This window comes from Pseudonocardia sp. EC080619-01, from assembly GCF_001420995.1.
Lineage (GTDB): Bacteria > Actinomycetota > Actinomycetes > Mycobacteriales > Pseudonocardiaceae > Pseudonocardia.
The window spans coordinates 1,918,055-1,939,443 of sequence record NZ_CP012184.1 but is presented as its reverse complement, the minus strand read 5'-3'; the positions used below and the strand labels follow the sequence as shown (position 1 = coordinate 1,939,443).

General features: G+C 70.7%; 24 protein-coding genes. 15 read left to right on the top strand and 9 right to left on the bottom strand.

What is annotated here, in order from left to right:
* The first annotated feature begins 183 nt into the window (after positions 1-183).
* Positions 184-630 (top strand): hypothetical protein, encoded by a 447-nt coding sequence (locus AD017_RS08940; RefSeq protein ID WP_145982695.1) that lies wholly within the window; start codon positions 184-186, stop codon positions 628-630.
* 77 nt (positions 631-707) lie between these two features.
* Entirely contained in the window at positions 708-1,121 is a 414-nt protein-coding gene (locus AD017_RS34430) for a hypothetical protein (RefSeq protein ID WP_145984032.1), read from the top strand.
* A gap of 283 nt (positions 1,122-1,404) precedes the next feature.
* On the opposite strand, the gene AD017_RS34425 is transcribed toward AD017_RS34430, so the two are convergent.
* From AD017_RS34425 to AD017_RS08925, 3 genes are all read right to left on the bottom strand, one after another.
* Positions 1,405-1,962, bottom strand: a complete 558-nt coding sequence (locus AD017_RS34425) for a hypothetical protein (protein ID WP_145982693.1) — start codon at positions 1,960-1,962, stop codon at positions 1,405-1,407.
* Between the two features lie 27 nt (positions 1,963-1,989).
* A complete protein-coding gene (locus AD017_RS08930; protein WP_060573905.1) occupies positions 1,990-2,169 on the bottom strand; it encodes a hypothetical protein in 180 nt (59 codons plus the stop codon).
* Between the two features lie 133 nt (positions 2,170-2,302).
* Positions 2,303-2,851, bottom strand: a complete 549-nt coding sequence (locus AD017_RS08925) for a GIY-YIG nuclease family protein (RefSeq protein WP_082538234.1) — start codon at positions 2,849-2,851, stop codon at positions 2,303-2,305.
* Positions 2,852-3,301: 450 nt separating this feature from the next.
* Here AD017_RS08925 and AD017_RS08920 point away from each other — a divergent pair, with 450 nt between their 5' ends.
* The gene (locus tag AD017_RS08920) at positions 3,302-3,658 is read left to right on the top strand and encodes a hypothetical protein (RefSeq protein WP_060573903.1); all 357 of its coding nucleotides are present in this window, start codon (positions 3,302-3,304) and stop codon (positions 3,656-3,658) included.
* Positions 3,659-3,861: 203 nt separating this feature from the next.
* On the opposite strand, the gene AD017_RS08915 is transcribed toward AD017_RS08920, so the two are convergent.
* Complete coding sequence (locus tag AD017_RS08915; RefSeq protein WP_060573902.1) at positions 3,862-4,725, bottom strand: tyrosine-type recombinase/integrase; 864 nt, start codon at positions 4,723-4,725, stop codon at positions 3,862-3,864.
* A gap of 261 nt (positions 4,726-4,986) precedes the next feature.
* Between AD017_RS08915 and sigE the strand changes: the two genes are divergently transcribed.
* The 4 genes from sigE to tatB all read left to right on the top strand — a co-directional run bounded on the left by sigE (position 4,987) and on the right by tatB (position 8,436).
* Positions 4,987-5,622 carry an RNA polymerase sigma factor SigE gene (sigE, locus tag AD017_RS08910; RefSeq protein ID WP_010241558.1) on the top strand — a complete coding sequence of 212 codons (636 nt, stop codon included), beginning with the start codon at positions 4,987-4,989 and terminating at the stop codon, positions 5,620-5,622.
* Entirely contained in the window at positions 5,619-6,272 is a 654-nt protein-coding gene (locus tag AD017_RS08905) for an anti-sigma factor (RefSeq protein WP_060573901.1), read from the top strand. The genes sigE and AD017_RS08905 overlap by 4 nt, the downstream gene beginning before the upstream one ends.
* 92 nt (positions 6,273-6,364) lie before the next feature.
* Positions 6,365-7,921, top strand: coding sequence for a S1C family serine protease (locus tag AD017_RS08900; RefSeq protein WP_060573900.1), 1,557 nt, complete (start codon positions 6,365-6,367; stop codon positions 7,919-7,921).
* A gap of 50 nt (positions 7,922-7,971) precedes the next feature.
* On the top strand, positions 7,972-8,436 hold the full coding sequence (gene tatB, locus AD017_RS08895; protein WP_060573899.1) for a Sec-independent protein translocase protein TatB: 465 nt from the start codon (positions 7,972-7,974) through the stop codon (positions 8,434-8,436).
* A 34-nt stretch (positions 8,437-8,470) separates the two neighbouring features.
* Here the strand turns inward: tatB and AD017_RS08890 are convergent, their stop codons facing one another.
* On the bottom strand, positions 8,471-9,880 hold the full coding sequence (locus AD017_RS08890; protein WP_060573898.1) for an amidase: 1,410 nt from the start codon (positions 9,878-9,880) through the stop codon (positions 8,471-8,473).
* A 66-nt stretch (positions 9,881-9,946) separates the two neighbouring features.
* Positions 9,947-10,930: a D-2-hydroxyacid dehydrogenase gene (locus AD017_RS08885; protein ID WP_010229777.1), complete on the bottom strand. Its 984-nt coding sequence runs from the start codon at positions 10,928-10,930 to the stop codon at positions 9,947-9,949.
* A gap of 125 nt (positions 10,931-11,055) precedes the next feature.
* Here AD017_RS08885 and AD017_RS08880 point away from each other — a divergent pair, with 125 nt between their 5' ends.
* The 5 genes from AD017_RS08880 (at position 11,056) to AD017_RS08860 (ending at position 15,601) form a co-directional block, all read left to right on the top strand.
* Positions 11,056-11,553, top strand: a complete 498-nt coding sequence (locus AD017_RS08880; RefSeq protein ID WP_010229774.1) for a DUF3830 family protein — start codon at positions 11,056-11,058, stop codon at positions 11,551-11,553.
* A gap of 42 nt (positions 11,554-11,595) precedes the next feature.
* Positions 11,596-12,324 (top strand): maleate cis-trans isomerase, encoded by a 729-nt coding sequence (locus tag AD017_RS08875; protein WP_060573897.1) that lies wholly within the window; start codon positions 11,596-11,598, stop codon positions 12,322-12,324.
* A gap of 12 nt (positions 12,325-12,336) precedes the next feature.
* Positions 12,337-13,008, top strand: coding sequence for a GntR family transcriptional regulator (locus AD017_RS08870; protein ID WP_033199509.1), 672 nt, complete (start codon positions 12,337-12,339; stop codon positions 13,006-13,008).
* A 68-nt stretch (positions 13,009-13,076) separates the two neighbouring features.
* Complete coding sequence (locus AD017_RS08865) at positions 13,077-14,006, top strand: AEC family transporter (RefSeq protein ID WP_010229767.1); 930 nt, start codon at positions 13,077-13,079, stop codon at positions 14,004-14,006.
* 338 nt (positions 14,007-14,344) lie between these two features.
* A complete protein-coding gene (locus AD017_RS08860) occupies positions 14,345-15,601 on the top strand; it encodes an aspartate aminotransferase family protein (RefSeq protein ID WP_060573896.1) in 1,257 nt (418 codons plus the stop codon).
* Between the two features lie 81 nt (positions 15,602-15,682).
* Here AD017_RS08860 and AD017_RS08855 read toward each other — a convergent pair whose 3' ends face one another.
* On the bottom strand, positions 15,683-16,831 hold the full coding sequence (locus AD017_RS08855; protein ID WP_010229761.1) for an Mrp/NBP35 family ATP-binding protein: 1,149 nt from the start codon (positions 16,829-16,831) through the stop codon (positions 15,683-15,685).
* A 110-nt stretch (positions 16,832-16,941) separates the two neighbouring features.
* Here AD017_RS08855 and AD017_RS08850 point away from each other — a divergent pair, with 110 nt between their 5' ends.
* On the top strand, positions 16,942-17,424 hold the full coding sequence (locus AD017_RS08850) for a MarR family winged helix-turn-helix transcriptional regulator (RefSeq protein WP_010229758.1): 483 nt from the start codon (positions 16,942-16,944) through the stop codon (positions 17,422-17,424).
* Here the strand turns inward: AD017_RS08850 and AD017_RS08845 are convergent.
* On the bottom strand, positions 17,414-17,971 hold the full coding sequence (locus AD017_RS08845) for a DUF1003 domain-containing protein (RefSeq protein WP_010229756.1): 558 nt from the start codon (positions 17,969-17,971) through the stop codon (positions 17,414-17,416). The genes AD017_RS08850 and AD017_RS08845 overlap by 11 nt on opposite strands.
* Positions 17,964-19,265: a magnesium transporter MgtE N-terminal domain-containing protein gene (locus AD017_RS08840; RefSeq protein WP_010229754.1), complete on the bottom strand. Its 1,302-nt coding sequence runs from the start codon at positions 19,263-19,265 to the stop codon at positions 17,964-17,966. Before AD017_RS08840 ends, AD017_RS08845 begins: the two co-directional genes overlap by 8 nt.
* Positions 19,266-19,338: 73 nt before the next feature.
* Here AD017_RS08840 and AD017_RS08835 point away from each other — a divergent pair, with 73 nt between their 5' ends.
* The gene (locus tag AD017_RS08835; protein ID WP_010229751.1) at positions 19,339-20,241 is read left to right on the top strand and encodes a PhzF family phenazine biosynthesis protein; all 903 of its coding nucleotides are present in this window, start codon (positions 19,339-19,341) and stop codon (positions 20,239-20,241) included.
* Between the two features lie 155 nt (positions 20,242-20,396).
* Complete coding sequence (locus AD017_RS08830) at positions 20,397-21,356, top strand: CoA ester lyase (protein WP_060573895.1); 960 nt, start codon at positions 20,397-20,399, stop codon at positions 21,354-21,356.
* The last annotated feature ends 33 nt before the right edge of the window (positions 21,357-21,389 follow it).

Here is a 21,389-nt window from a genome sequence, read left to right as displayed (position 1 = left end):
ATCGTTACGCAAGAGAAAGTCCTTAAGAGAAGGGACGAGCAAGGGATTGCTTGTCCCGGTTAGGGGCGGACCTTAAGGACGAGGGAGGAAGCCCGTGGTTGATTCGCGGCTTCCGTCCCTCTGAAAACAACGGGGTGGTCCGGGGCGTGTAACGTGTTCAGTGCCGGTAGCGATAGGGTGACCGTGAACGAGTTCTGGAAGGCTGTATCCAAGGCCCAAGACAAGATCGAGAAGGCTGCCGAGAAGGTTCAGGATCAGGAGGACGGTCAGCTTCTACTGTTCCAGTACCTTGAGGCGCGTACCGGAATCAGTGAAGCGATGAACGAACTTCACGAGACCGTGATCAAGCGGCTGAGGGACCTCGACCCGATGACCCACAAGACCCTGACTCAGGCCGGCTCCCCTCCTCCACTGGTGGCTTCGGAGGGGAAATACCTGGTGGAGCAGTTCGATGAAGAAGGCGAACTTGAGCGGAAGCACTGGGTCGACAACCGGTACGAGGCTGTAGTCCTGGTGAAGGCGTTCACCGACTACCTCGAACACGACGGAGAAGGTCTTCGACTGATGGCCTCCGGCGAGAACGATCATCTTCTCGCTGAGGGTCAGCGGTTCGTGGTGACCAAGCTGTAGTGCCGGACTGGGGGAGTGTTCCAGACTGGATCGCGGCACTGGGGTCAGCAGGTGCCCTGGTCGCCGCGATCTTCGCCGTGGTCTACGCCAAGAAGGGATTCGGTCTACAGCAAGACGAGATCCGAGAGCTCCAGCGTGATAAGCGAGCTGATCAGGCTTCTCAAGTAGTCTCCTGGGCGGAGAAGGACACCCCGAACTTCTACCGGGTCAAGCTGGTCAACAACTCCAGTATCCCGGTTTACCTCGTGTACTTCTGGCTGACCGATGGAACAGGCGCACGCCGTGGAGGTACCCGGGTTGGATTACTCCCACCCGGTACCTCGGTGGAGCGAGTGGGCCCCGTCAGGTGGAGAAGCACGCTGTACTCCGAGATGGCCTTCGTCGACAGCCACAACCGTTACTGGCTGAGGTCATTCAACGGGAACCTGGACGAGATCGAGCCGGGCGAGTGGGTGGGCCGCACGGGTCGAGCATTTACTGATGAAGACTGAAGGGCCGGGCCGTGCTGTGCAGGGTTTGCACAGCACGGCACTCTCCCAGATGACTGAAATCCGGTCATCTGCTAAACCCCCCCGTTCCGGTACCCCTCGGAACCCTTCTAGCTTCTCGCGGTCACTCGAAGCTGGTTAGGAGGTTGAGGACAAGGTCGTAACCCCAGTGGAGACCTTGTACTCTTAGAACTACTACTCTCTTCTTCTAGAGTAGTAATCTCTATATTAGTGGGTACCGTTCTGGGGGGGGTTTATACGGTGGGGTTTAGCTTCGTGAGGGCACTCAGCTGAACCACTGCGGCACCGTCGGCAGGTAGGTGGCGCGGTTGGAGTTGTTCCTACCGCCCTTGCCGTTGTCCACCCGCCGGAAGAACCCGAGGCGACAGGCTTCCTTCATCCAGTCACGGGCCTTGTTCTCACTGAGCCCGGTGAACATCGCCAGGTACGCAGCGGTCAGCTCCTTCTTGGTGTCCGGGAACTCCGTTCCGTTGCTCACGGACTCCAAACCGATTTGCAGGTGAGCGTCGAAGGCGACCAGACGAGCGTTACCCTTAAGTGAGTGGGACGAGCGAATAGCCTTCATGTGCTCCGCTTGGGACGCCGGCTTGCGCCAAGGAACTTGGCCGCCGTCGTCTGCTGGCTCCTGCTTCTTAGGCCCCGGTGAGGTCTTCTTGGCCCGCCTCGGGTTTGCGATAGGATCTACTGCCCCATTTGGGACAGCAGGAGTACGCGAAACTACCTGAGCCTGCTGTTCAGCTTCCCTGGCTGCCTGCTGCTTCTCAAGCTCCTCCTGGAACTCGTCCGAGAAGGGGTCCTTACCCTTAAACTGCTTGCGATCCATTGTCTTATCCTTTTATCTTAGCGTCAGTCAGTTCTCGATGGAGTACAGAAGGTCGAGGAAGTCCGACCTTCTGATGTAGGGCGAACGGGTGTCCTTGTCATACACCGTGATGTCAAGACTCTCAAGCAGCGGCTCGATCTTGTGCCGAGGATGGTCAAGATTCGAGCAGAGCTGCCAGACGTACAACCGGTTGTGTTCGGGCACCATCAGAACCACCCTGCGAGCTGAGCCCCGGCGAGCGGGATCATGATGGAGTAGAACGGGATGCTGAACGGGTAGGTCCAGTAGAACTTCTTAGCCTTAGCCAGACTCACCGACGGGGAAAGAGTCTTGGTTCGCTTCACTTGACGTAGTCCTTGTTCGTCTTGGGGTCGTTCTGAGGGGTGTAGCGGGAATAGCGAGACACAGCGAGCTGGCCCGCCGGGTCTATACCGACAGACTGTGCGTGGTCCCGGATGGCAGGGACGTCGTAGAACTGCTCTCCGAGAACTCCGGTGATACGGAAGTCGTTGAACCGGATGTGGAGATCGGCCTCGTCCTGGTGAGTACCGACGAACGAGGCGAGGACCTGGAGCCTTCCTCCGAACTGGTCCCGGTGAAGCTCCTGAAGCCGGCGGTAAAGATCTACTGCCCGCCCGATCTTCAGCGAGCCCTGGGGAGTCTTCAGGATGTAGATCGAAGTAGGAGTGTTCGCTTCGAGTACTGCCTTGTCTGACTTGTAGAGCTGCCGGTTCGTGACCTCGATCCGGCAGTCCTGGCAAGCGAGGAAGCCGTCCTTGGTGATCTGGACAGCCTCGGTAGACCCGCACATCCGCGGCGAACCGTACTCGTTCCCCGAAGGTGAGCCCGGATTCGAGTCATCGATGATGCGGGTGCAGACGTTGTTCATTAGGAATCCTTTTAAGGTGATCGGATTCCCACCTGGGGTTGAGTACTACGGTTGCGTACTCACTTCCGTTTCGCAGTCAGAGCTTCCTGAGATGACTGTGAGGCGCGTCGGCTAGCCTGTCCCCCTTCTAACCAGTACGTAGGGGTGACCGCAAGGGGTTGGTCACAAAGGGCTCGGGAACCTCCGACCCCTTCCGGTATGTACGTACGGGCGCGGTTGGAGGGTTGAGCGCATTTTCAAGATCAAACAAGCAGGATTTCACTCGTTCAGCCTAAGACTCTTGTGCTATTCTAGACAGATGATACAACTCGATACGTTCAAGAACTGGACCGACGAGCAGGTGCTTCATCGGTACAAGTCCCTCGTGATCCAGTCAGAACGGATGCGTACGGATCAACGAGAACTGGCCCGAGTGATCCGGGAAATCCGGAGACGACGTCTGGTAGTTCGGTGACCGTCTTCTCGGTTGAGTCTGATCGTGTCGAAGGGCTCTACGGAACCAGGGAAGAAGCGGAGCGGGCGGCCGAGGAGTATCGGGAGGCTGAACGCACCGAGCACGAGATCCCGGCAGTGTCCGTTTGGGGGTACGAGCTAAACCAGGGGCCTGGACGGCTCGTAACAGTTTATCCACGGCGGAACGCGAAGCTGATGGAGCTCACCCTCGACGAACTTCTTACTCGTGACCGCGAACTCCAGGCTGGCCCGAGCAAAGAACGATCCGCACTGGTGGCCGAGATGAGGAAGAGGTTCGATAAGGAAGGTTGGCGGAGGTTCCAGGACCAGTTAATCGCTCAACGGGAGGACTGATTCGCTCCTCCTCCCTCACCCTGTACGTAGGGGCGCGCTTCAGCCGAAGCGCGCACACGAGTCTTGAGCTTCACTCGTTCGGAGCAGCGGGACAACTGAACAAGATTTTCAACAACTGTAAATCTGAGAGCGAAAAGACCCGGGGGTAGGGTAACTACACCCCCGGGTCTTCTCATGCCCTCTGCGGGCCGTCTGAGGGGGTATTACGCGTACTTCTGATCCAAGCCCATGGAGCGGTGAGCCTCCACAGCACGAGCCGCAGCACCGGAGGACCCATACCTCTGAAGCATCGCTCTCGACGACCAGCCGGCAAGTCTTTGTAGATCGCCTTCCGAACCGCCGGCAGCGAGCCAGTCATGCGCGAACTGGTGACGGAACCTGTGCGGGTGAACCCCCTTGACCCCTGCCAGTGCCCCACGCCGGTGCAGAGCCTGCCCGAGCGTGGACACCGTCATCGGACCCTTCTGGCTCAGGAACAAGGACTCACTGTCGACCTGCCTGGCGCGGAGGTAGCGACGGAGGGCCAGGGCGGGTTTGTCCCCGAACACCACAGTCCGGAACTTCCTACCCTTGCCGTACACCCGGATGGTCTGAAGATCGAAGTCGACGTCATCCAGCGTGAGCCGGCAGAGCTCGGATGCTCGGAGGCCGGTGTCCAGGAGCAGACGGATCACAGCGGTGTCCCGCAGGCCCGTGATCTTCCGGCCCTGCTTGCAGGCGTTCAGGAGCTTGGAGACCTCGTCCCGGGTCAGCAGGGGTACTTCCTTCTCCGGGACGAACGGCGCCTTCAGCTTGTCGAAGGGCGACCGCTCGATGATCTCCTCCTCGACCATCCACTTGAACCAGGCTTGCAGGCAGCGGTAGTGGTTCGCGGTGCCCGCCGGGGAGTAGCCAGCGTCGATCCGGTGGGCGAGGAAGCCCTGTAGGTCCCGCTTCGTAAGGCCGGAGCGAGCACCGCACCAGGCGACGTAGCACCGGGCGGTGGACAGGTAGCCCGTGATGGTGCTCGGTGCCTTGTTGGCGATGGTCAGGCTGAGCTTCCAGTCGTCTACCAGCGAAGCGTCCACGGCAGTACCTCTCTCAGACGTGTTCGAGGTAACAGCGAGGTACACGCTCCATGGCGCAAGACCCGGTGAGGGCAAACCTGCTGGTGAAGCCCTCACCCGGCCCCCGGATCTACGTACCGGTCCGGAACGATTTCACAGACTTCTCTCAGATCCGTTTCACATGCTCCTCATCAGCGGCGGGCACTCTGTACTGCAACGAACCAGACCTCGCGGGCGAGCGAACAACCGACCGGCCGCGATCGACGGAGGTGCCCCGCCCCGATGCCTGCTCCTCGAACCGCCGACGACGCCCCTGTCCGGGACGCCGCTGGCACGCGCCCCGGTGAGGGCGCCGACTGGACCCCGCCCAGCTGGGACGAGGTCGTCCGGGAGCACGCCGACCGTGTCTACCGGCTCGCCTACCGCCTGTCCGGCAACCAGCACGACGCCGAGGACCTCACCCAGGAGACGTTCATCCGGGTGTTCCGCTCGCTCGCGTCGTACAAGCCGGGCACGTTCGAGGGCTGGCTGCACCGCATCACGACGAACCTGTTCCTGGACATGGTCCGCCGCCGCGCCCGCCTCCGGATGGAGGGCCTGCCGGAGGACACCGAGCGGCTCCCCGGTGGCGGCCCCGAGCCGGAGACCGTGTTCGCGATCAACCACCTGGACCCGCACCTGCAGGCCGCGCTGGACGAGCTCCCGCCGGACTTCCGGGTCGCCGTCGTCCTGTGCGACGTCGAGGGCCTGTCCTACGAGGAGATCGGCGCGACGCTCGGTGTGAAGCTGGGCACGGTGCGCAGCCGGATCCACCGCGGGCGGACCGCGCTGCGCGCGTCGCTGGAGCGGCACCGTGCCGCCGAGCGGGACGAGGCGGTGGCAACCGACCGCAACCCGGTGGCAGAGTTGACGTCGTGACCGATCGACGGCGTTTCCAGGTCGTCCCCCCGGACTGGGGGGAGGCCCACCTGACGCTCGAGGCGGTCGTCGCCTACGTGGACGACGAGCTGGCCCGCGGCCCGCACGACCGGGCCACCCGGCACCTCGGGCACTGCCCGGACTGCGCGGCCGAGGTCGCCGAGCAGCGACGGGCCCGGTCAGCCCTGCGCGGTGCCGACGCGCCGACGCTGCCGCCGTCGCTGATGAGCGCGCTGCGGTCGATCCCGCAGGACACCGAACTCCCCCCGCCGCCGGCGGGCCTCTCGCTCACACCCGACGGCGAGCTCGTCTCGGTGCTGCGTCCCGCCGAGTTCGGTGACACCGGAGAGCGCCGCTCCCGCCGGTCGCGGCGGGTGCGGCTCGGCACCGGTGCAGCCGTGTCCGGGATCGCGCTGGGCGCGCTCGCGTTCGGCGTACCGGCCGCGACGACGTCGGCCCCGGCCCCCGGCGGCCCGGGTCCCGGAGCCGCCGCCGTCGCCCGGTTCGCCACCACCCCGACGCAGGCCCCGCGTCAGCGCTCGTCGTCGGCGACCCCGGCGCCGGGCACCCCCGCGTCGCCGACCGGTGGCGTCGCCCCGGCGGCGCCGACCTCCACCGTCCGCAACGCCGGGCTGCCCCCGTCCGGCTGACGGCGCCGGACCGATACAGGGACTTCACCGCCGGACCGGCAGTCTGGCGGGGTGCTGTGGGGTGACGCGACGTCGTGCGTGACGGGCCGCCGATGAGCGGGACTCCCGACCACGGGGACGACCGCCCCGGCGACCCGGCCGGATCGGCCCCGCCCCGGCTGGAGCCGCGTCCGCTGACCCGCCCGGACACCGATCCCGGCGAGCGGGCCGCGTTCGGACGCCCGGACGGCGTCGGGTCGTCGTTCGCGCCGCCGTCGCGGCACGGCTCCCGCAACGGGTCCGGCCTGCCCGCCGCACCGCCGCCGACGGCCGCGGTCGCCCGCGCGTTCGGCAGGCCCGAGGACGAGGGCCCCGGCCTGCAACGGCCGGCGGCCGACGAGGCGGAGGGTCCGGCCACTCCCGGTGAGCAGAGCAAAGAGGCGTTCTGGCCGGGCGGTTCCACCGACGACCCGTGGCGGGATCCGGGGACCCCGGTGGTCGCGTCCGCCCCGCACGGCGACGCCGACCCCGAGCCCGGTCCCGACCCGGAGGACGGCCCGCGGCTCAGCGTCCGCGACGTCCTCTTCGGCAAGCGGGTGCAGCCCCGCGCCCTGGCACTCCTCGGCGTGCTGGCGCTCGGCATCGGCGCGCTCGGCGGTCTCGTCGGGCACTGGACGGCGTCCGGGGCGAGTGAGCTGACCAGCCCCGGCGCGGTGCTCGCGTCGGCGGAGGAGGCGAAGGAACGTCCGCCCGGATCGGTACCGGAGGTCGCCGGGCGGGTCCTGCCGTCGGTGGTGTCGCTGGAGGTGTCGGTCGGCAACCAGGCGGGCAACGGTTCCGGCATCGTCATCGACCCCGAGGGCTACGTCCTCACCAACGACCACGTCGTCGCGCCCGCCGCGGGGCCCGGTGAGGGCTCGGTCGAGGCGGTGTTCTCCGACGGTTCCCGGCTCCCGGCGACCGTGGTCGGCGCCGACCCGATGACCGACCTCGCCGTGGTGAAGGTGCCGGTCGCGAACCCGACGGTGGCGGCCATCGGCCGGTCCTCGGAGCTCGCCGTCGGCGACGCGGTGATCGCGATCGGGTCGCCGTTCGGGCTGGCCGGCACGGTGACGACCGGCATCGTCTCGGCCGTCGACCGCCCGGTCCGGCTCGACCCGGAGGGCAGCGCCGGTGACGCCGTCATCGACGCCGTGCAGACCGACGCTGCGATCAACCCCGGCAACTCGGGCGGGCCGCTGGTGGACGCGACCGGCGCCGTCGTCGGGATCAACACCGCGATCCGCAGCGCGAGCGCCGCCGAGGGCGGCGGTCAGGGCGGCTCGATCGGCCTCGGGTTCGCCATCCCGATCGACGACGCCCGCGCGATCGCCGAGGAGCTCATCCGCAGCGGCCGGGTCGCGCACGCCGATCTCGGGGTGAACGCGCGCTCGGTGACCGACGGCTCCACCGACGGTGCCCAGGTGCAGAACGTCGTCGCCGGGGGACCGGCCGCGGCCGCGGGTGTCGTGGAGGGTGACGTCGTCGTCCGGGTCGCGGGCCGTCCCATCGCCGGCGCCGACGAGTTCGTCGTCGCGGTGCGGGAGCACGACCCCGGTGAGCAGATCCCGATCGAGCTCGTCCGTCAGGGCCGACCGCTCACCGTGACCGCGACGCTCGGCGAGCGCTGAGGAGGACCGGCGCACACCGGTCTCACAGGGACCGGCCGTACGCTGACGGTGTGTTCGAGAACATCGGCATGTGGGAGATCCTCGTCCTCGTGGTCGCGGGTCTGTTCATCCTCGGCCCCGACCGCCTCCCCGAGGCCGCCCGCTGGCTGGGCAGCGCCGTACGGCAGGTCAAGGACTACGCCACCGGCGCCCAGAACCACCTGAAGAAGGAACTGGGCCCGGAGTTCGACCAGATCCGCCAGCCCCTGGACGACCTGCGGAGCCTGCGGTCGCTGAACCCCCGCCGCGCCATCACCCGCAGCCTGTTCTCCGACGACGACCCGGTGAAGCCGAACGGGTTCGCGCCCGGTGCCGCAGGCTCGAACGGCTCCGCGGCCGCTGCCGGGGGCGTGGCGGCGACCGGTGCCGCCGGTGCTGCGGGCGCCGCGACGAGCGCACCCGCACCGGCGCCCCGGCCGCCGCAGCAGCCGCTGTCCTCCGGGGAGCAGCCGCCGGTCGACCCCGACGCGACCTGACGGGACGCCCCGGGGCCCGGGGCGACGGGCGGGCTCAGCCCAGCAGGGCCGGGCGGCGCAGGTGGTGCTCCGTGGCCTGCTGGTAGGCGTGCGCCGCGGCCAGGACGGTCGCGTCGGCGTGCCGCGGCCCCACGACCTGCAGCCCGACCGGCAGCCCGGCGGAGGTGAACCCGCACGGCACCGACGTCGCCGGCTGCTGGGTCATGTTGAACGGGTAGGTGAACGGCGTCCACGACGTCCAGCGCGGGTCGTGCCAGCCCTCGGGGACCTCCCGGCCGCCCTCGAACGCTGTGATCGGCAGCGTCGGGGTGAGCAGCAGGTCGTAGGAGTCGTGGAAGGCGCCCATCAGGGTGCCGAGCTCGTTGCGGACGGCCATCGCGCCCAGGTAGTCGAGCGCGGACACCCGCTCGCCCTGCTCGGCGATCCCGACGAGCGCCGGGTCCATCGCCGCCCGTGCCTCGGCGCCGATCGGTTCGAGCGACTTGGCCGCCGCGGCGAACCAGAGCGTGTGGAACGGCTCGATCGGGTCGGCGAACCCCGGGTCGGCGTGCTCCACGGTCGCCCCGAGCGCACGGGAGAACACCGCGACGGCGTCGGCGACCAGCGCGGCCACCTCCGGGTCGACGTCGACGAAGCCGAGCGTGGGCGAGAACGCGATCCGCAGGCCCTGGGCCCCGCCGGCCAGCCGGTCGACGGCGGACTCCCGGGGCACGTCGAACACCCACGGGGCGCGGGTGTCGGGCTGGGCGACGACGTCGTGCAGCAGCGCCGCGTCGGCGACGGTGCGGGTCATGGGGCCGACGTGGGCGAGGGTGCCGAACGCCGAACCCGGGTAGTGCGCGATGCGGCCGTAGGTCGGCTTGTGCGCGACCGTCCCGGTGAAGGCGGCGGGGATCCGCACCGAGCCACCGGCGTCGGTCCCCAGCGACAGCGGGCCCATTCCCAGGCCGACGGCGGACGCGGACCCGCCCGACGAGCCGCCCGCCGTCCTCGTCGGGTCCCACGGGTTCGTGGTGACGCCGGTCAGCGGCGAGTCGGTGACGCCCTTCCAGGCCAGCTCCGGGGTGGTGTTCTTGCCCAGCAGCACCGCGCCGGCGGCGCGGACCCGGGCGACCGGCGGGCCGTCGACCTCGAACGGGCCGTCGGGCGAGGTCGTCGTCGATCCGCGGCGGGTCGGCCAGCCGATCGTCAGGAGCATGTCCTTGATCGAGGTGGGGACGCCGTCCAGCGGGCCGATCGGCTCGCCGGCCTGCCAGCGCGCCTCGGACTCCTTGGCCCGCGCCAGCGCGGAGTCCGCGTCGACGAGGCAGTAGGCGTTGACGGCCCCGTCGTGGGCCTCGATGCGGTCCAGCGCGTCCCGGGTGGCCTGGACGGGGGAGACCTCGCCGGTGCGGTAGGCGGCCAGCAGCTCGGTCGCGCTCAGGTCCGCGGTCGTCTCGCTCACGAGTTCCCTCCGGTGGCAGTCTCTTCTGCGGGGCTCACGAGTTCGCCCCGGTGCTGTCTGCGGGGCTCACGAGTTCGCCCCGGTGCTGACGTACCCGCGTTCCGGGTCCACGACGTTGCGCAGCTCCCGGCCCTCCCGGAAGCGCGCGAGGTTGTCGGCGAACAGGTCGACGAGCATGGTCTTCCAGCCGACGACGTCACCGGACATGTGCGGGGAGAGCAGGACGTTCTCCATGTCCCAGAGCGGCGAGTCCGCGGGGAGCGGCTCGACCTCGAAGACGTCCAGTGCGGCGCCCGCGATCCGGCCGGACGCCAGCGCGTCGGTCAGGTCGTCCTGCACGACCAGCGGCCCCCGCCCGACGTTGATCACCCGCGCCCGCTCGGGGAGCAGCGCGATCGTCCCGCTGTGCAGCATGCCGCGGGTCGCGTCGGTCAGCGGCGCGGCGAGCACCAGGTGGTCGGAGTCGGGCAGGAGCCCGGGCAGCTCGTCGAAGGCGTGCACGCCATCGGCCGCGCGGCGGCCGACCAGCCGCACGGTCATCCCGACGGCACCGAGCAGGTCGGCGATCGCGTGCCCGATCGGGCCGCTCCCGACGACGGTGGCGACCTTCCCGGCGACGGTCTCGGTCTCGCGGTGCTGCCAGGTGCGCTCGCGCTGCAGGGCCAGCGACCGGGCGGTGTCCTTGGCGAAGGCGATCACCGCGCCGAGCACGAACTCGGCCATCGGCCGGTCGAACACGCCGCGCGAGTTCGTCAGCGTCACCGGGGAGCTGAGCAGCTCGGGGAACGCGACCCGGTCGACGCCGGCGCTGGCGGTGTGCACCCAGCGCAGGTCGGCGGTGCGCTCGGGCGACCACACCTGCCGGACGGCGTCCGAGGTGAAGTCCCAGGTGAGCAGGACGTCGCTGCCGGGGAGCGCGGCGGCCAGCTCGTCGGCGCTCGACACGATCCTGAGGCGTGCGTCACCGATGCGGTCATCGATCCCGGGCGGGGCGTCGCCCGCGCACAGCGCGGTGATGGTGGTGGGGTCCTGACCAGCGGAAACCGGCAACGGGAGATCCTGTCGGTGGGGAGGTCGGGCGGCGTTGACACGCTAGGAAGCGCACCTAGGATTGTCAACAATCCACCTATCCGGTGGAGGTCTCCCCGTATCCGCGAACGACCGAGGGGAAACGGATGCCCAAGCTGATCAGGATCGAACTCGCGAAGCGCGGTGTCGCGTGCACCGCGGAACTGCTGGAGAAGGAGGCCCCGCGGACGTCCGCGGCGGTCTGGGAGGCCCTCGCGGGCGGCCCGCAGGGTGGTGACGCGCAGCACGCCAAGTACGCCCGCAACGAGGTCTACACGATCGTTCCGCGGTTCGGCCCGCGGATCGGCCAGGAGAACCCGACCGTCACCCCGATCCCGGGCGACGTCTGCTATTTCGACTTCCACGGGGGCATGCTCGACGCGGCCTTCAAGGACGACCAGGGCATCGACGCCGACCAGGGCGGCATCGACCTGGCGATCTTCTACGGCCGGAACAACCTGCTGCTGAACGGCGACGTCGGCTGGGTGCCCGGGAACGTCTTCGCGACGATCGTCGACGGGCTGGACGCGATCGCGACGGCCTGCCACGACGTCTGGCGTTCCGGCAGCGTCGGGGAGCGGCTCGTCTACTCGCGGGTCGAGTGAGCCCCTTGCGGCGACCCCGGGCTCTGTAGGATTGTCGACAACATGAGCACGGTCGGCATCCTGTACCCCGGATACTCCGCGGAGGACGACTACCCCCGCGCCGAGAAGCTCCTCGCCGACGGCAGCCGGCTCCCGCTGGTCCATTCCGAGATGAAGGTGGACGCACACCGGGAGGACGCGCTGCTCGACATCGGTGGCGACGACGTCCTCGCCGAGGCGGCCGGGCGCGTCGCCGCCGAGGCGGGGCCCCTCGACTCGGTCGTCTGGGCCTGCACCTCGGGCAGCTTCATCTTCGGCCCCGAGGGGGCGGCCCGGCAGGCGGCGGCGCTGGAGAAGGCGGCGGGCGTGCCGGCGTCGAGCACGTCGTTCGCGTTCGTGGACGCCTGCAAGCGGCTCGGCGTCGCGACGGTGGCGGTCGGCGCGACCTATCCGCCGGACGTCGCCGGGGCGTTCGTGCAGTTCCTGACCCACCACGGCATCTCGGTGCTGACCGTCTCCGCGCGGGACATCATCACCGCCGCGGAGGTCGGGACGCTGCCGTCGTCGACGGTGCTCGAGTTCGCCGACGCGGTGTCGTCGGACGCGCCGGCCGCCGACGCGGTGCTGCTGCCGGACACCGCACTGCACACCGTGGAGATCCTGGACGCGCTCGACGAGCGTCTCGGCAAGCCGGTGCTGACGGCCAACCAGGTCAGCATCTGGCAGGGCCTGCGCCTGGCCGGCTCGGACGTCGACCGCCCCAGGCTGGGGACGTTGTTCCGGAAGGGGTGAGCCCGGGTGGGCCTGGACGTCTCGGACCTGGAGCCGGTCAGCCGGCGGTCGACCGCGGAGATCGTCGCGGACCGGATCCGCGCCGCGATCATGCGCGGCACGTTCGCGCCGGGCACCCAGCTCGGCGAGGTGGACCTGGCCGGACGGCTCGGGGTGAGCCGGGGGCCGCTGCGCGAGGCGATGCAGCGGCTCGTCGCCGAGGGGCTCCTGCGCAGCGAGCGGCACCGCGGCCTGTTCGTGCGCGAGCTCGGCCCCGACGACGTCCGTGACGTGTACCTGGCCCGGACCGCGGTCGAGCGGGCCGCAGCGCTGCAGGTGCTGGCGGGGGACCGGGCGTCGGCCGTCGTCGCGCTGGAGATCCCGCTCGGTGCGATGGAGGCCGCCGCGGCGGCCGGGGACGCGATCGGCCTCGCCGACGCCGACCACGACTTCCACGCCGCGCTGGTCGCGGCGTCCGGGAGCCCGCGGCTGCGCCGGATGACCGACGGGCTGCTCGTCGAGACCCGGATGTGCCTGGCCGCGTTCCAGCAGACCGCCCCGCCCGCCCCGGAGCTGCTCGCCGAGCACGAGCGGCTGCGCGACGCCCTGCGCGACGGCCGGACCGAGCTCCTGCTCGACCGGCTGGCCGCACACATGGACGACGCCGTCACCCGGATCCTCGCCGCGATGCCCGGGGCCGCCTGAGCCGGAACCGTGTGAATCGGGGCGCTCGCCGCCCCGCGCGATCGTTCGCATACGTAACATCTGGGCACGTGACGGGCGTGCTCGAGGGATTCCTGGTCATCACGGTCGTCGTCGCCGTCGGGTACGCCCTGGGCCGGGGCGGGGTCCTCGGCGACAACGGGTCCCGGGTCCTGGCGCGCACGGCGTTCTTCGTCGCCTCGCCCGCGCTGCTGTTCACCACCCTGTCCCGGGCCGACGTCGGTGCGGTCTTCTCCTCCGCGCTCGTGGTCACGGCCGTCACCAGCTCCCTGGCCTGCGCGTTGTTCGTCCCGATCGCGCTGCTGCGCCGCCGGCCCGCGGGGGAGGCGGTGGTCGGCTCGATGGCGTCGGGCTACGTCAACGCCGGCAACCTCGGCATCCCGATCGCGACCTACGTGCTCGGCGACCCGGCGACCGTCGCACCGGTGCTGCTGTTCCAGCTCGCGATCCTCACACCGCTGTTCACGACGCTGATGGACATCCTGCCCGGCGACGGCCGCGGCGAGCGTCCCGGCTGGACGCGCATCGCGTTCGCGCCGCTGCGCAACCCGATCGCCCTCGCGACGGCGGCCGGACTGATCGTGTCGGGTACGGGGATCACGCTGCCCGAGCCGGTCGCGGCGCCGATCGACCTGCTCGCCGACCTCGCCGTGCCCGCGATGCTGCTCGCGTTCGGGATCTCCCTGCACGGCGCCCGGCTGCCGGGCCTCGGGGACACCGCAGGCTCGGTGTGGACCGCCGTCGCGATCAAGAACGTCGTGCACCCGCTGCTCGCCTGGGCCCTGGCCGCCGGCCTGCTCGGGCTGACGGGGCCGGCGTTGCTGGCCGCCGTTGTCCTGGCCGCGCTGCCGACCGCGCAGAACGTGTTCGGCTACGCGGTGCGCTACGACCGCGCCGTCTCCGTGGCCCGGGAGTCCGCACTGGCATCGACGATCGTCGCGGTGCCGGTCCTGCTGGTCATCGCGGGTCTCCTGAGCTGAGGGGCGTCCCGACCCACCGATCCGCCCGGCCGCCTGCCTGCCCGCCCGCCGGGGAGGGTGCTGCCCCGTGGGCCGCTTTGCTCTGCACACCGGTACGCACCACCCGCCTGCGCGGCCCCCGGGCTGGGCGGGCCGGAGCCGGCCCGGTGCCGGAGTCCCGGCTCTGCCCGCCCCCCGGCGCGTACCGGTGTGCAGAGCAAAGGGAGCCAGGGGAGGCCCTTGCCCCGCCCCGGTCGCGCATGCTTCCCTTGGATTGTCGACAACTCGACAACTCGGGTCGACGGACCCGGATCCCAGCCGCACGCCGGACACCTCGACGCACCAGGAGCTGCGAACCCATGGCACAGCTGTCCCCGCTGCTGAAGCAGGCCACCCCGGTCCAGGCCGCCCGCGGTGAGGGCGTCTACCTGTACGACACCGACGGCCGCCGGCACCTCGACTTCACCGCCGGAATCGGCGTCACGTCCACCGGGCACTGCCACCCGACGGTCGTCAAGGCGGCGCAGGAGCAGGTCGGCACCCTGATCCACGGCCAGTACACGACCGTCATGCACCAGCCGCTGCTGAAGCTGGTCGAGCGGATGGGCGAGGTCCTGCCCGAGGGCATCGACTCGGTCTTCTTCACCAACTCCGGTTCGGAGGCCGTCGAGGCCTCGGTGCGGCTCGCGCGCCAGGCCACCGGCCGCTCCACGATCGTCGCCTTCGACGGCGGGTTCCACGGCCGCACGATGGGCGCCGCGGCGCTCACCACCTCCGGTGCGAAGATCCGCGCCGGGATCGGCCCGATGATGGGCGGGGTCGCGTTCTCCCCGTTCCCCTACGCCTACCGCTACGGCTGGTCGGAGGAGGACACCGTCGCGTTCGCGCTGCGCGAGCTCGACCGGGTCCTGGCCAGCTCCGCGCCGGCGTCGGACGTCGCGGCCTTCATCGTCGAGCCGGTGCTCGGCGAGGGTGGCTACGTCCCGACCCCGTCCGCGTTCCTGCACGGTCTGCGGGAGCGGGCCGACAAGCACGGCATCCTGCTGATCGCCGACGAGGTGCAGACGGGCTACGGCCGCACCGGCAGGTTCTGGGGTCACCAGCACGCCGAGGGCTTCACGCCGGACGTCATCGTCACCGCGAAGGGGCTCGCGTCCGGGTTCCCGCTGTCCGCGATCGCCGCGCCGAAGGCGATCATGGAGAAGGCCTGGCCGGGCTCGCAGGGCGGCACCTACGGCGGCAACGCCGTCGCCTGCGCCGCGGCCCTGGCCACCCTGGACGTCGTGCAGGGCGAGGGTCTCGTCGAGAACGCCCGGGTGCAGGGCGAGAAGCTCGTCGCCGGGGTCCGGGACGCGGCGCAGGGGATCGCCGCGATCGGCGACGTCCGCGGCCGTGGCCTGATGGTCGGCATCGAGTTCGTCGACGCCGCGGGCAACCCGGACGGCGCCACCGCGGCGAAGGTCCATGCCGCCGCAGCCGCGCAGGGTCTGCTCCTGCTGACCTGCGGCGTCCAGGGCAACATCGTCCGGATGATCCCGCCGCTGGTCGTCACCGGCGAGCAGATCGACGAGGGCCTCGCGCTCTGGACCAAGGCGCTCGACGACGCGCTGTCCTGACCGACCCCGGGGGAACCGCGAACGGCCCCGCACACCGATCGGTGTGCGGGGCCGTTCGTCGTCCGGGCGGCCCCGGTGTGCTCAGCGACCGACGGGCGAGATGTTCAGGCTCATCCCGGCCAGGCCGCGCGAACGGACCGTGAGCTTCTCGGCGATGCCCTCCAGGGCCTGCGCGGCCCCGGACTCGGGCCTGCCCAGCACGATCGGGTTCCCGGCGTCGCCGCCCTCGCGCAGCGCCACCTCGAGCGGGACCTGCCCGAGCAGCGGCACCGGTGCACCGACGATCTTCGAGAGCGAGTCGGCCACGATCTGCCCGCCGCCGGAGCCGAACAGCTCGTTGCGGGAGCCGTCGGGCATCTCCAGCCACGACATGTTCTCCACGACGCCGGCCAGCCGCTGACGGGTCTGCGTGGAGATCGCACCGGCCCGCTCGGCCACCTCGGCGGCCGCCTGCTGCGGGGTGGTGACGACGAGCAGCTCGGCGTTGGGCACGAGCTGCGCGGTCGAGATGGCGACGTCGCCGGTGCCGGGGGGCAGGTCCAGCAGCAGGACGTCCAGATCGCCCCAGAAGACGTCGGCGAGGAACTGCTGCAGGGCCCGGTGCAGCATCGGCCCGCGCCAGACGACCGGGGTGTTCCCGTCGGTGAACATGCCGATCGAGATGACCTTCACGCCGTGCGACTGCGGCGGCATGATCATGTTGTCGACCTTGGTCGGCCGGTCGTCCGCCCCGATCATGCGGGGCACCGAGTGGCCGTAGATGTCGGCGTCGACCACGCCGACCTTCAGCCCGCGCCGCGCCATCGACGCGGCCAGGTTGACGGTGACCGAGGACTTGCCGACGCCGCCCTTGCCGGACGCCACGCAGTAGACGCGGGTCATCGACCCGGGCTGGGCGAACGGGATCTCGGGCTCGTCGGAGTCGCCGCGCAGCGACTTGCGGAGCTCGGTGCGCTGCTCGTCGCTCATCACGTCGAGCTCGACCTCGACCCGCTCGACGCCCGGGACCTTCGTGACGGCGTCGGTCACCCGGGTGGTGATGGTCTCGCGCATCGGGCAGCCGGCGACGGTCAGGTAGACGCCGACCTCGGCGAGCCCGTCGGCCGACACGGCGACGCTCTTGACCATCCCCAGCTCGGTGATCGGCTTGTGGATCTCCGGGTCCTCGACGGTGCCGAGAGCGGCGCGCACCCGGTCCTCGACGGTGCTGGTGCTGTCGGTGACGGACATGAGCCTGACGACCTCTTTCCTCTCGCGTCCCACCCATGCTACGTGCGGGTACGGGACACGACGCGTGCCTCCCACCACGCCGCAGTCGGCGTCCCCCTAGCATCGTCTCGGTGGAGGACACCGTCGGCGCCCCGGGGCGCGAGCTCACCGGGCGGCGCCGCGCGGTCCCGACGCGCGAGGAGCTGGCGTCGTGGCGCAGCTTCCTGCGCGCGCACGCCGGCATCACCAAGCTGCTCGAGGGCGAGCTGGAGGTCGAGCAGCAGCTCTCACTGGCCGCGTACGACGTCCTCGTGCAGCTCTCCGAGGCCCCGGAGCACCGGCTGCGGATGACCGAGCTCGCCGACGCCGTCCTGCTGTCCCGGTCCGGGGTGACCCGGCTGGTGGACCGGCTGGAGCGGGCCGGGCTGGTCGCCCGCGCCAAGTTCGCCGGCGACGGCCGCGGCGTCACCGCCAAGCTGACCGACGCCGGCTACGAGCGCCTGCGGATCGCCGCCACGACGCACCTGCGCGGGGTCCGCGAGCACTTCGCCGACCGGCTCGACCCCGCCGATCTCGTCGACCTCGAGCGGATCAGCCGCAAGCTCATCCCCTGAACCGGTCCTTCTTGCGGCCCCGCTTGCGGTCGTCCTTCTCCGCGTGCGGGGCCGGACCGGTGCCCTCGGCCGCGCGGGCGACCGCGTCGTCGAGCCGGTCGGTGAGCTTCTCCAGCTCCCCGCGGAGGTAGTCCCGGCTGGCCGTCTCACCGACCGCCAGCCGGAGCGCCGCGAGCTCGCGGGCGAGGAACTCGGTGTCGGCCTTGGTCCGCTCGGCCCGGCGCCGGTCCTCGTCCAGCGCGATCCGGTCCCGGTCGTCCTGCCGGTTCTGGGCCAGCAGGATCAACGGTGCCGCGTACGCCGCCTGGGTGGAGAACGCCAGGTTCAGCAGGATGAACGGGTACGGGTCCCACTGGATCCGCCAGGCGATCAGGTTCAGCGCGATCCAGAAGACCACGATGACGGACTGGATCGCCAGGAAGCGCCCCGTCCCGAGGAACCGTGCGATGCGCTCGGACAGCCGGGCGAAGCCGTCCGGGTCGACCTCGAACCGCCGGCGTCCGACGCGGGGCTGGTCGAGCCGGCGTCCGACGGGGGCCTCAGGCACCGCGCACCTCCGCACCGCCGGTGTCCCCGCCGTTCGCGGTGCCGCTGTGCACCTCGCCGGGGGCGAGGTCGCGGTCCCGCCAGCCCTGCGGCAGCAGGTGGTCCAGCACGTCGTCGACGGTGACCGCACCGAGCAGGTGGTCCTCGGCGTCGACCACCGGGCCGGCGACCAGGTTGTAGCTGGCGAACCAGCGCGTCACCGCACCCAGCCCCGCCTCCGGCCCGAGCTGCTGCAGCTCGGTGTCCACCATGCCCGCGACCAGCTCGAACGGTGCGGCACGGAGCAGCTGCTGGGCGTGCACGCAGCCGAGGTAGCGCCCGGTCGGGGTCGCCGTCGGCGGACGGACGACGAACACCATCGACGCCAGCGCGGGCGGCACCTCCGGGTTCCGGACCCGGGCCAGCGCCTCCGCGACCGTCGCGTCCGGGGACAGAGTGATCGGCTCGGGGGTCATGAGACCGCCCGCGGTGTCCCACTCGTAGCGCAGCAGCCGCCGGACGGGCTCGGACTCGTCGGGCTCCATCAGCTCCAGCAGCCGGCCGGCCTCGTCGTCGGACAGCTCGCCGAGCAGGTCCGCGGCGTCGTCCGGGCTCATCGCCTCGAGCACGTCGGCGGCCCGGTCGTCGTCGAGGTAGGCGAGCAGCTCCCGCTGGTCGGACTCGGACAGCTCCTCGAACACGTCGGCGAGACGCTCGTCGTCGAGGGCGTCGACGACCTGCCGCTGCCGCTCGTCGGGCAGCCGGGACAGGGCCGCCGCGACGTCGGCGGGGCGCATCGTGTCGAACACCGCCAGCAGCCGGTCGGCGCCCTGGGTGGCGGCGACGTCGAGCCCGGACACGGCCTCCCAGCCGTACACCTCGACGCGCGGGCGACGGGACAGGCGCGCCCGGCGGAACCGGACCGCGACCTTCGTGATCGCCCAGTCCCGGGTCCGGGTCGGCTCGATCGCCGCGTCCACGACGACGCCCGACGCCCCCGACTCGCGCACGCCCACCGTGGAGTTCAGCAGCTCACCGACGACGAGCGTCTCGTTCGGCCGCTGGTCGAACCCGCGCAGGTTCACCGACCCGCTGGCCAGCGTGACCGCGGTCGGCGCCACGTCGGAGACCCGCAGCATCGGGACGAAGATGCTCCGCCGCGCCGACAGGTCCACGACCAGCCCGAGCACCCGCGGCGGGTGGCTGTCGACCCGCAGCGACACGACGACGTCGCGGACCTTCCCGATCCGCTCGCCGTCCGGCCCGAACACGGCCAGCCCGGCCATCCGCGCGACGAACACCCGTGCCGAGGCCATGGGGCGAGCCTAGAGCCGGCGCCGGGCCGGGGCCGGGTGGCACACACCCGCCGGACGATTAGGCTGCGGCCACGTGAGCGAGCGCAGCGCCGAGACCCTCCGCTACGACGTCGTCGACGTCTTCACCGACCGCGCCTACGCGGGGAACCCGCTCGCCGTCGTGCACGGCGCCGAGGCCCTCTCGACGGCGCGGATGCAGGCGATCGCGACCGAGTTCAACCTCTCCGAGACCACGTTCCCGCTGCCCCCGACCGGGGACGGCGACGGGAGCGCCGACTACCGGGTCCGGATCTTCACCCCGGGCCGGGAGCTGCCCTTCGCCGGTCACCCCAGCGTCGGCACCGCCTGGGTGCTGGCCCGCGACGGCGTCATCGGGCACGGCGAGCGGATCCAGGAGTGCGGCGCGGGCCTGCTCCCGGTCCGGGTCGACGGGACGGGCGCCCGCGTCGAGGGCGGGGAGCCGTTCGTCGGGGAGGAGCTGAACGCCGTCCGGCTCGCCGCCGCGGTAGGCCTCGGCCCCGACGACGTCGACGGGGCCGCCGTCCCCGGCGTCGCCGGTGCGGGGGTCGAGTTCGCGATCCTGCTGGTGCAGCCGGACGCCGTCGCCCGTTGCCGGCCCGACCCCGCCGCGCTCGCCGACGCGACCGGCAGCGCGACCGGGCTGCTCGTCGCCGCGGTCGACGCCACCGCCGAGCGGGTGCACGCCCGGATGTTCGGCAACGGCATCGGCGTCCCCGAGGACCCGGCCACCGGGTCCGCCGCCGTCGCGCTCGGGGTGTTCCTCGCCGACCGCGGGCTGGTGGGGGACGATGGCGACCATCCCTTCGTCGTCACCCAGGGCGTCGAGATGGGCAGGCCGTCGACGCTGTACGCGGGGGTCCGCACCGAGGGCGGCCGGGTCGCCGGGACCTGGGTCGGGGGCACCGTCGTCGCGGTGGCCGGCGGATCCCTGACCCCACCTCCCGAGCAGGGGTGACCGGCGAGTAACCCCACCCTGACCACCGGCGGGTGAGAAACCAATCACCTGGACGGGGCGGACGGCGGGCGCTCGTGCCAGAGTCACAGTCCGACGCGAGGTCCGCGCCGAGCACCGTGGCGCGGACGAGGACGATCTCGACGAGGAGCCCGCCTGTGAGCACTACCCTCCGCCCGCGCCGGTCCTGCCTGGCCGTGCCCGGTTCGAGCCAGAAGTTCATCGACAAGGCGCGCGGCCTGAATTCCGACCAGGTGTTCCTGGACCTCGAGGACGCGTGCGCCCCGCTGGCCAAGCCCGGGGCGCGGAAGACGATCGTGGAGGCCCTCAACGAGGGCGGCTGGGGTGAGAAGCTCCGCGTGGTCCGGGTCAACGACTGGACGACCGAGTGGACCTACCGCGACGTGACCGAGGTGGTCGAGGGCGCCGGGGCGAACCTCGACGCGATCATGCTGCCGAAGGTGCAGACCCCGGAGCAGGTCGTCGCGCTGGACCTGCTGCTGACCCAGATCGAGAAGACCCTGGGCTACGAGGTCGGGAAGATCGGCATCGAGGCGCAGATCGAGAACGCGCTGGGCCTGACCAACGTCGACGCGATCGCCACCGCGTCGCCGCGGGTCGAGACGATCATCTTCGGCCCGGCGGACTTCATGGCCTCGATCAACATGAAGTCGCTGGTCGTCGGTGAGCAGCCGCCCGGCTACGACGTGGGCGACGCCTACCACCACATCCTCATGTCGATCCTGATGGCGGCGCGCGCGCACGACAAGCAGGCCATCGACGGCCCCTTCCTGCAGATCAAGGACGTCGACGGCTTCACGCGCGTCGCCGGCCGCTCGGCCGCGCTCGGGTTCGACGGCAAGTGGGTGCTGCACCCCGGTCAGATCGACGCGGCGAACGAGACCTTCTCGCCGGCGCAGAGCGACTACGACCACGCCGAGAACATCCTCGACGCCTACGAGTACTTCACGTCCGAGGCGGGCGGGAAGAAGGGCGCCGCGATGATCGGCGACGAGATGATCGACGAGGCCAGCCGGAAGATGGCGCTGGTCATCTCCGGCAAGGGCCGCGCCGCGGGCATGACCCGCACCGAGAAGTGGACGCCGCCGGAGGCGTGAGCCCTCACCCGGTACTGACCAGAGACGTTCAGG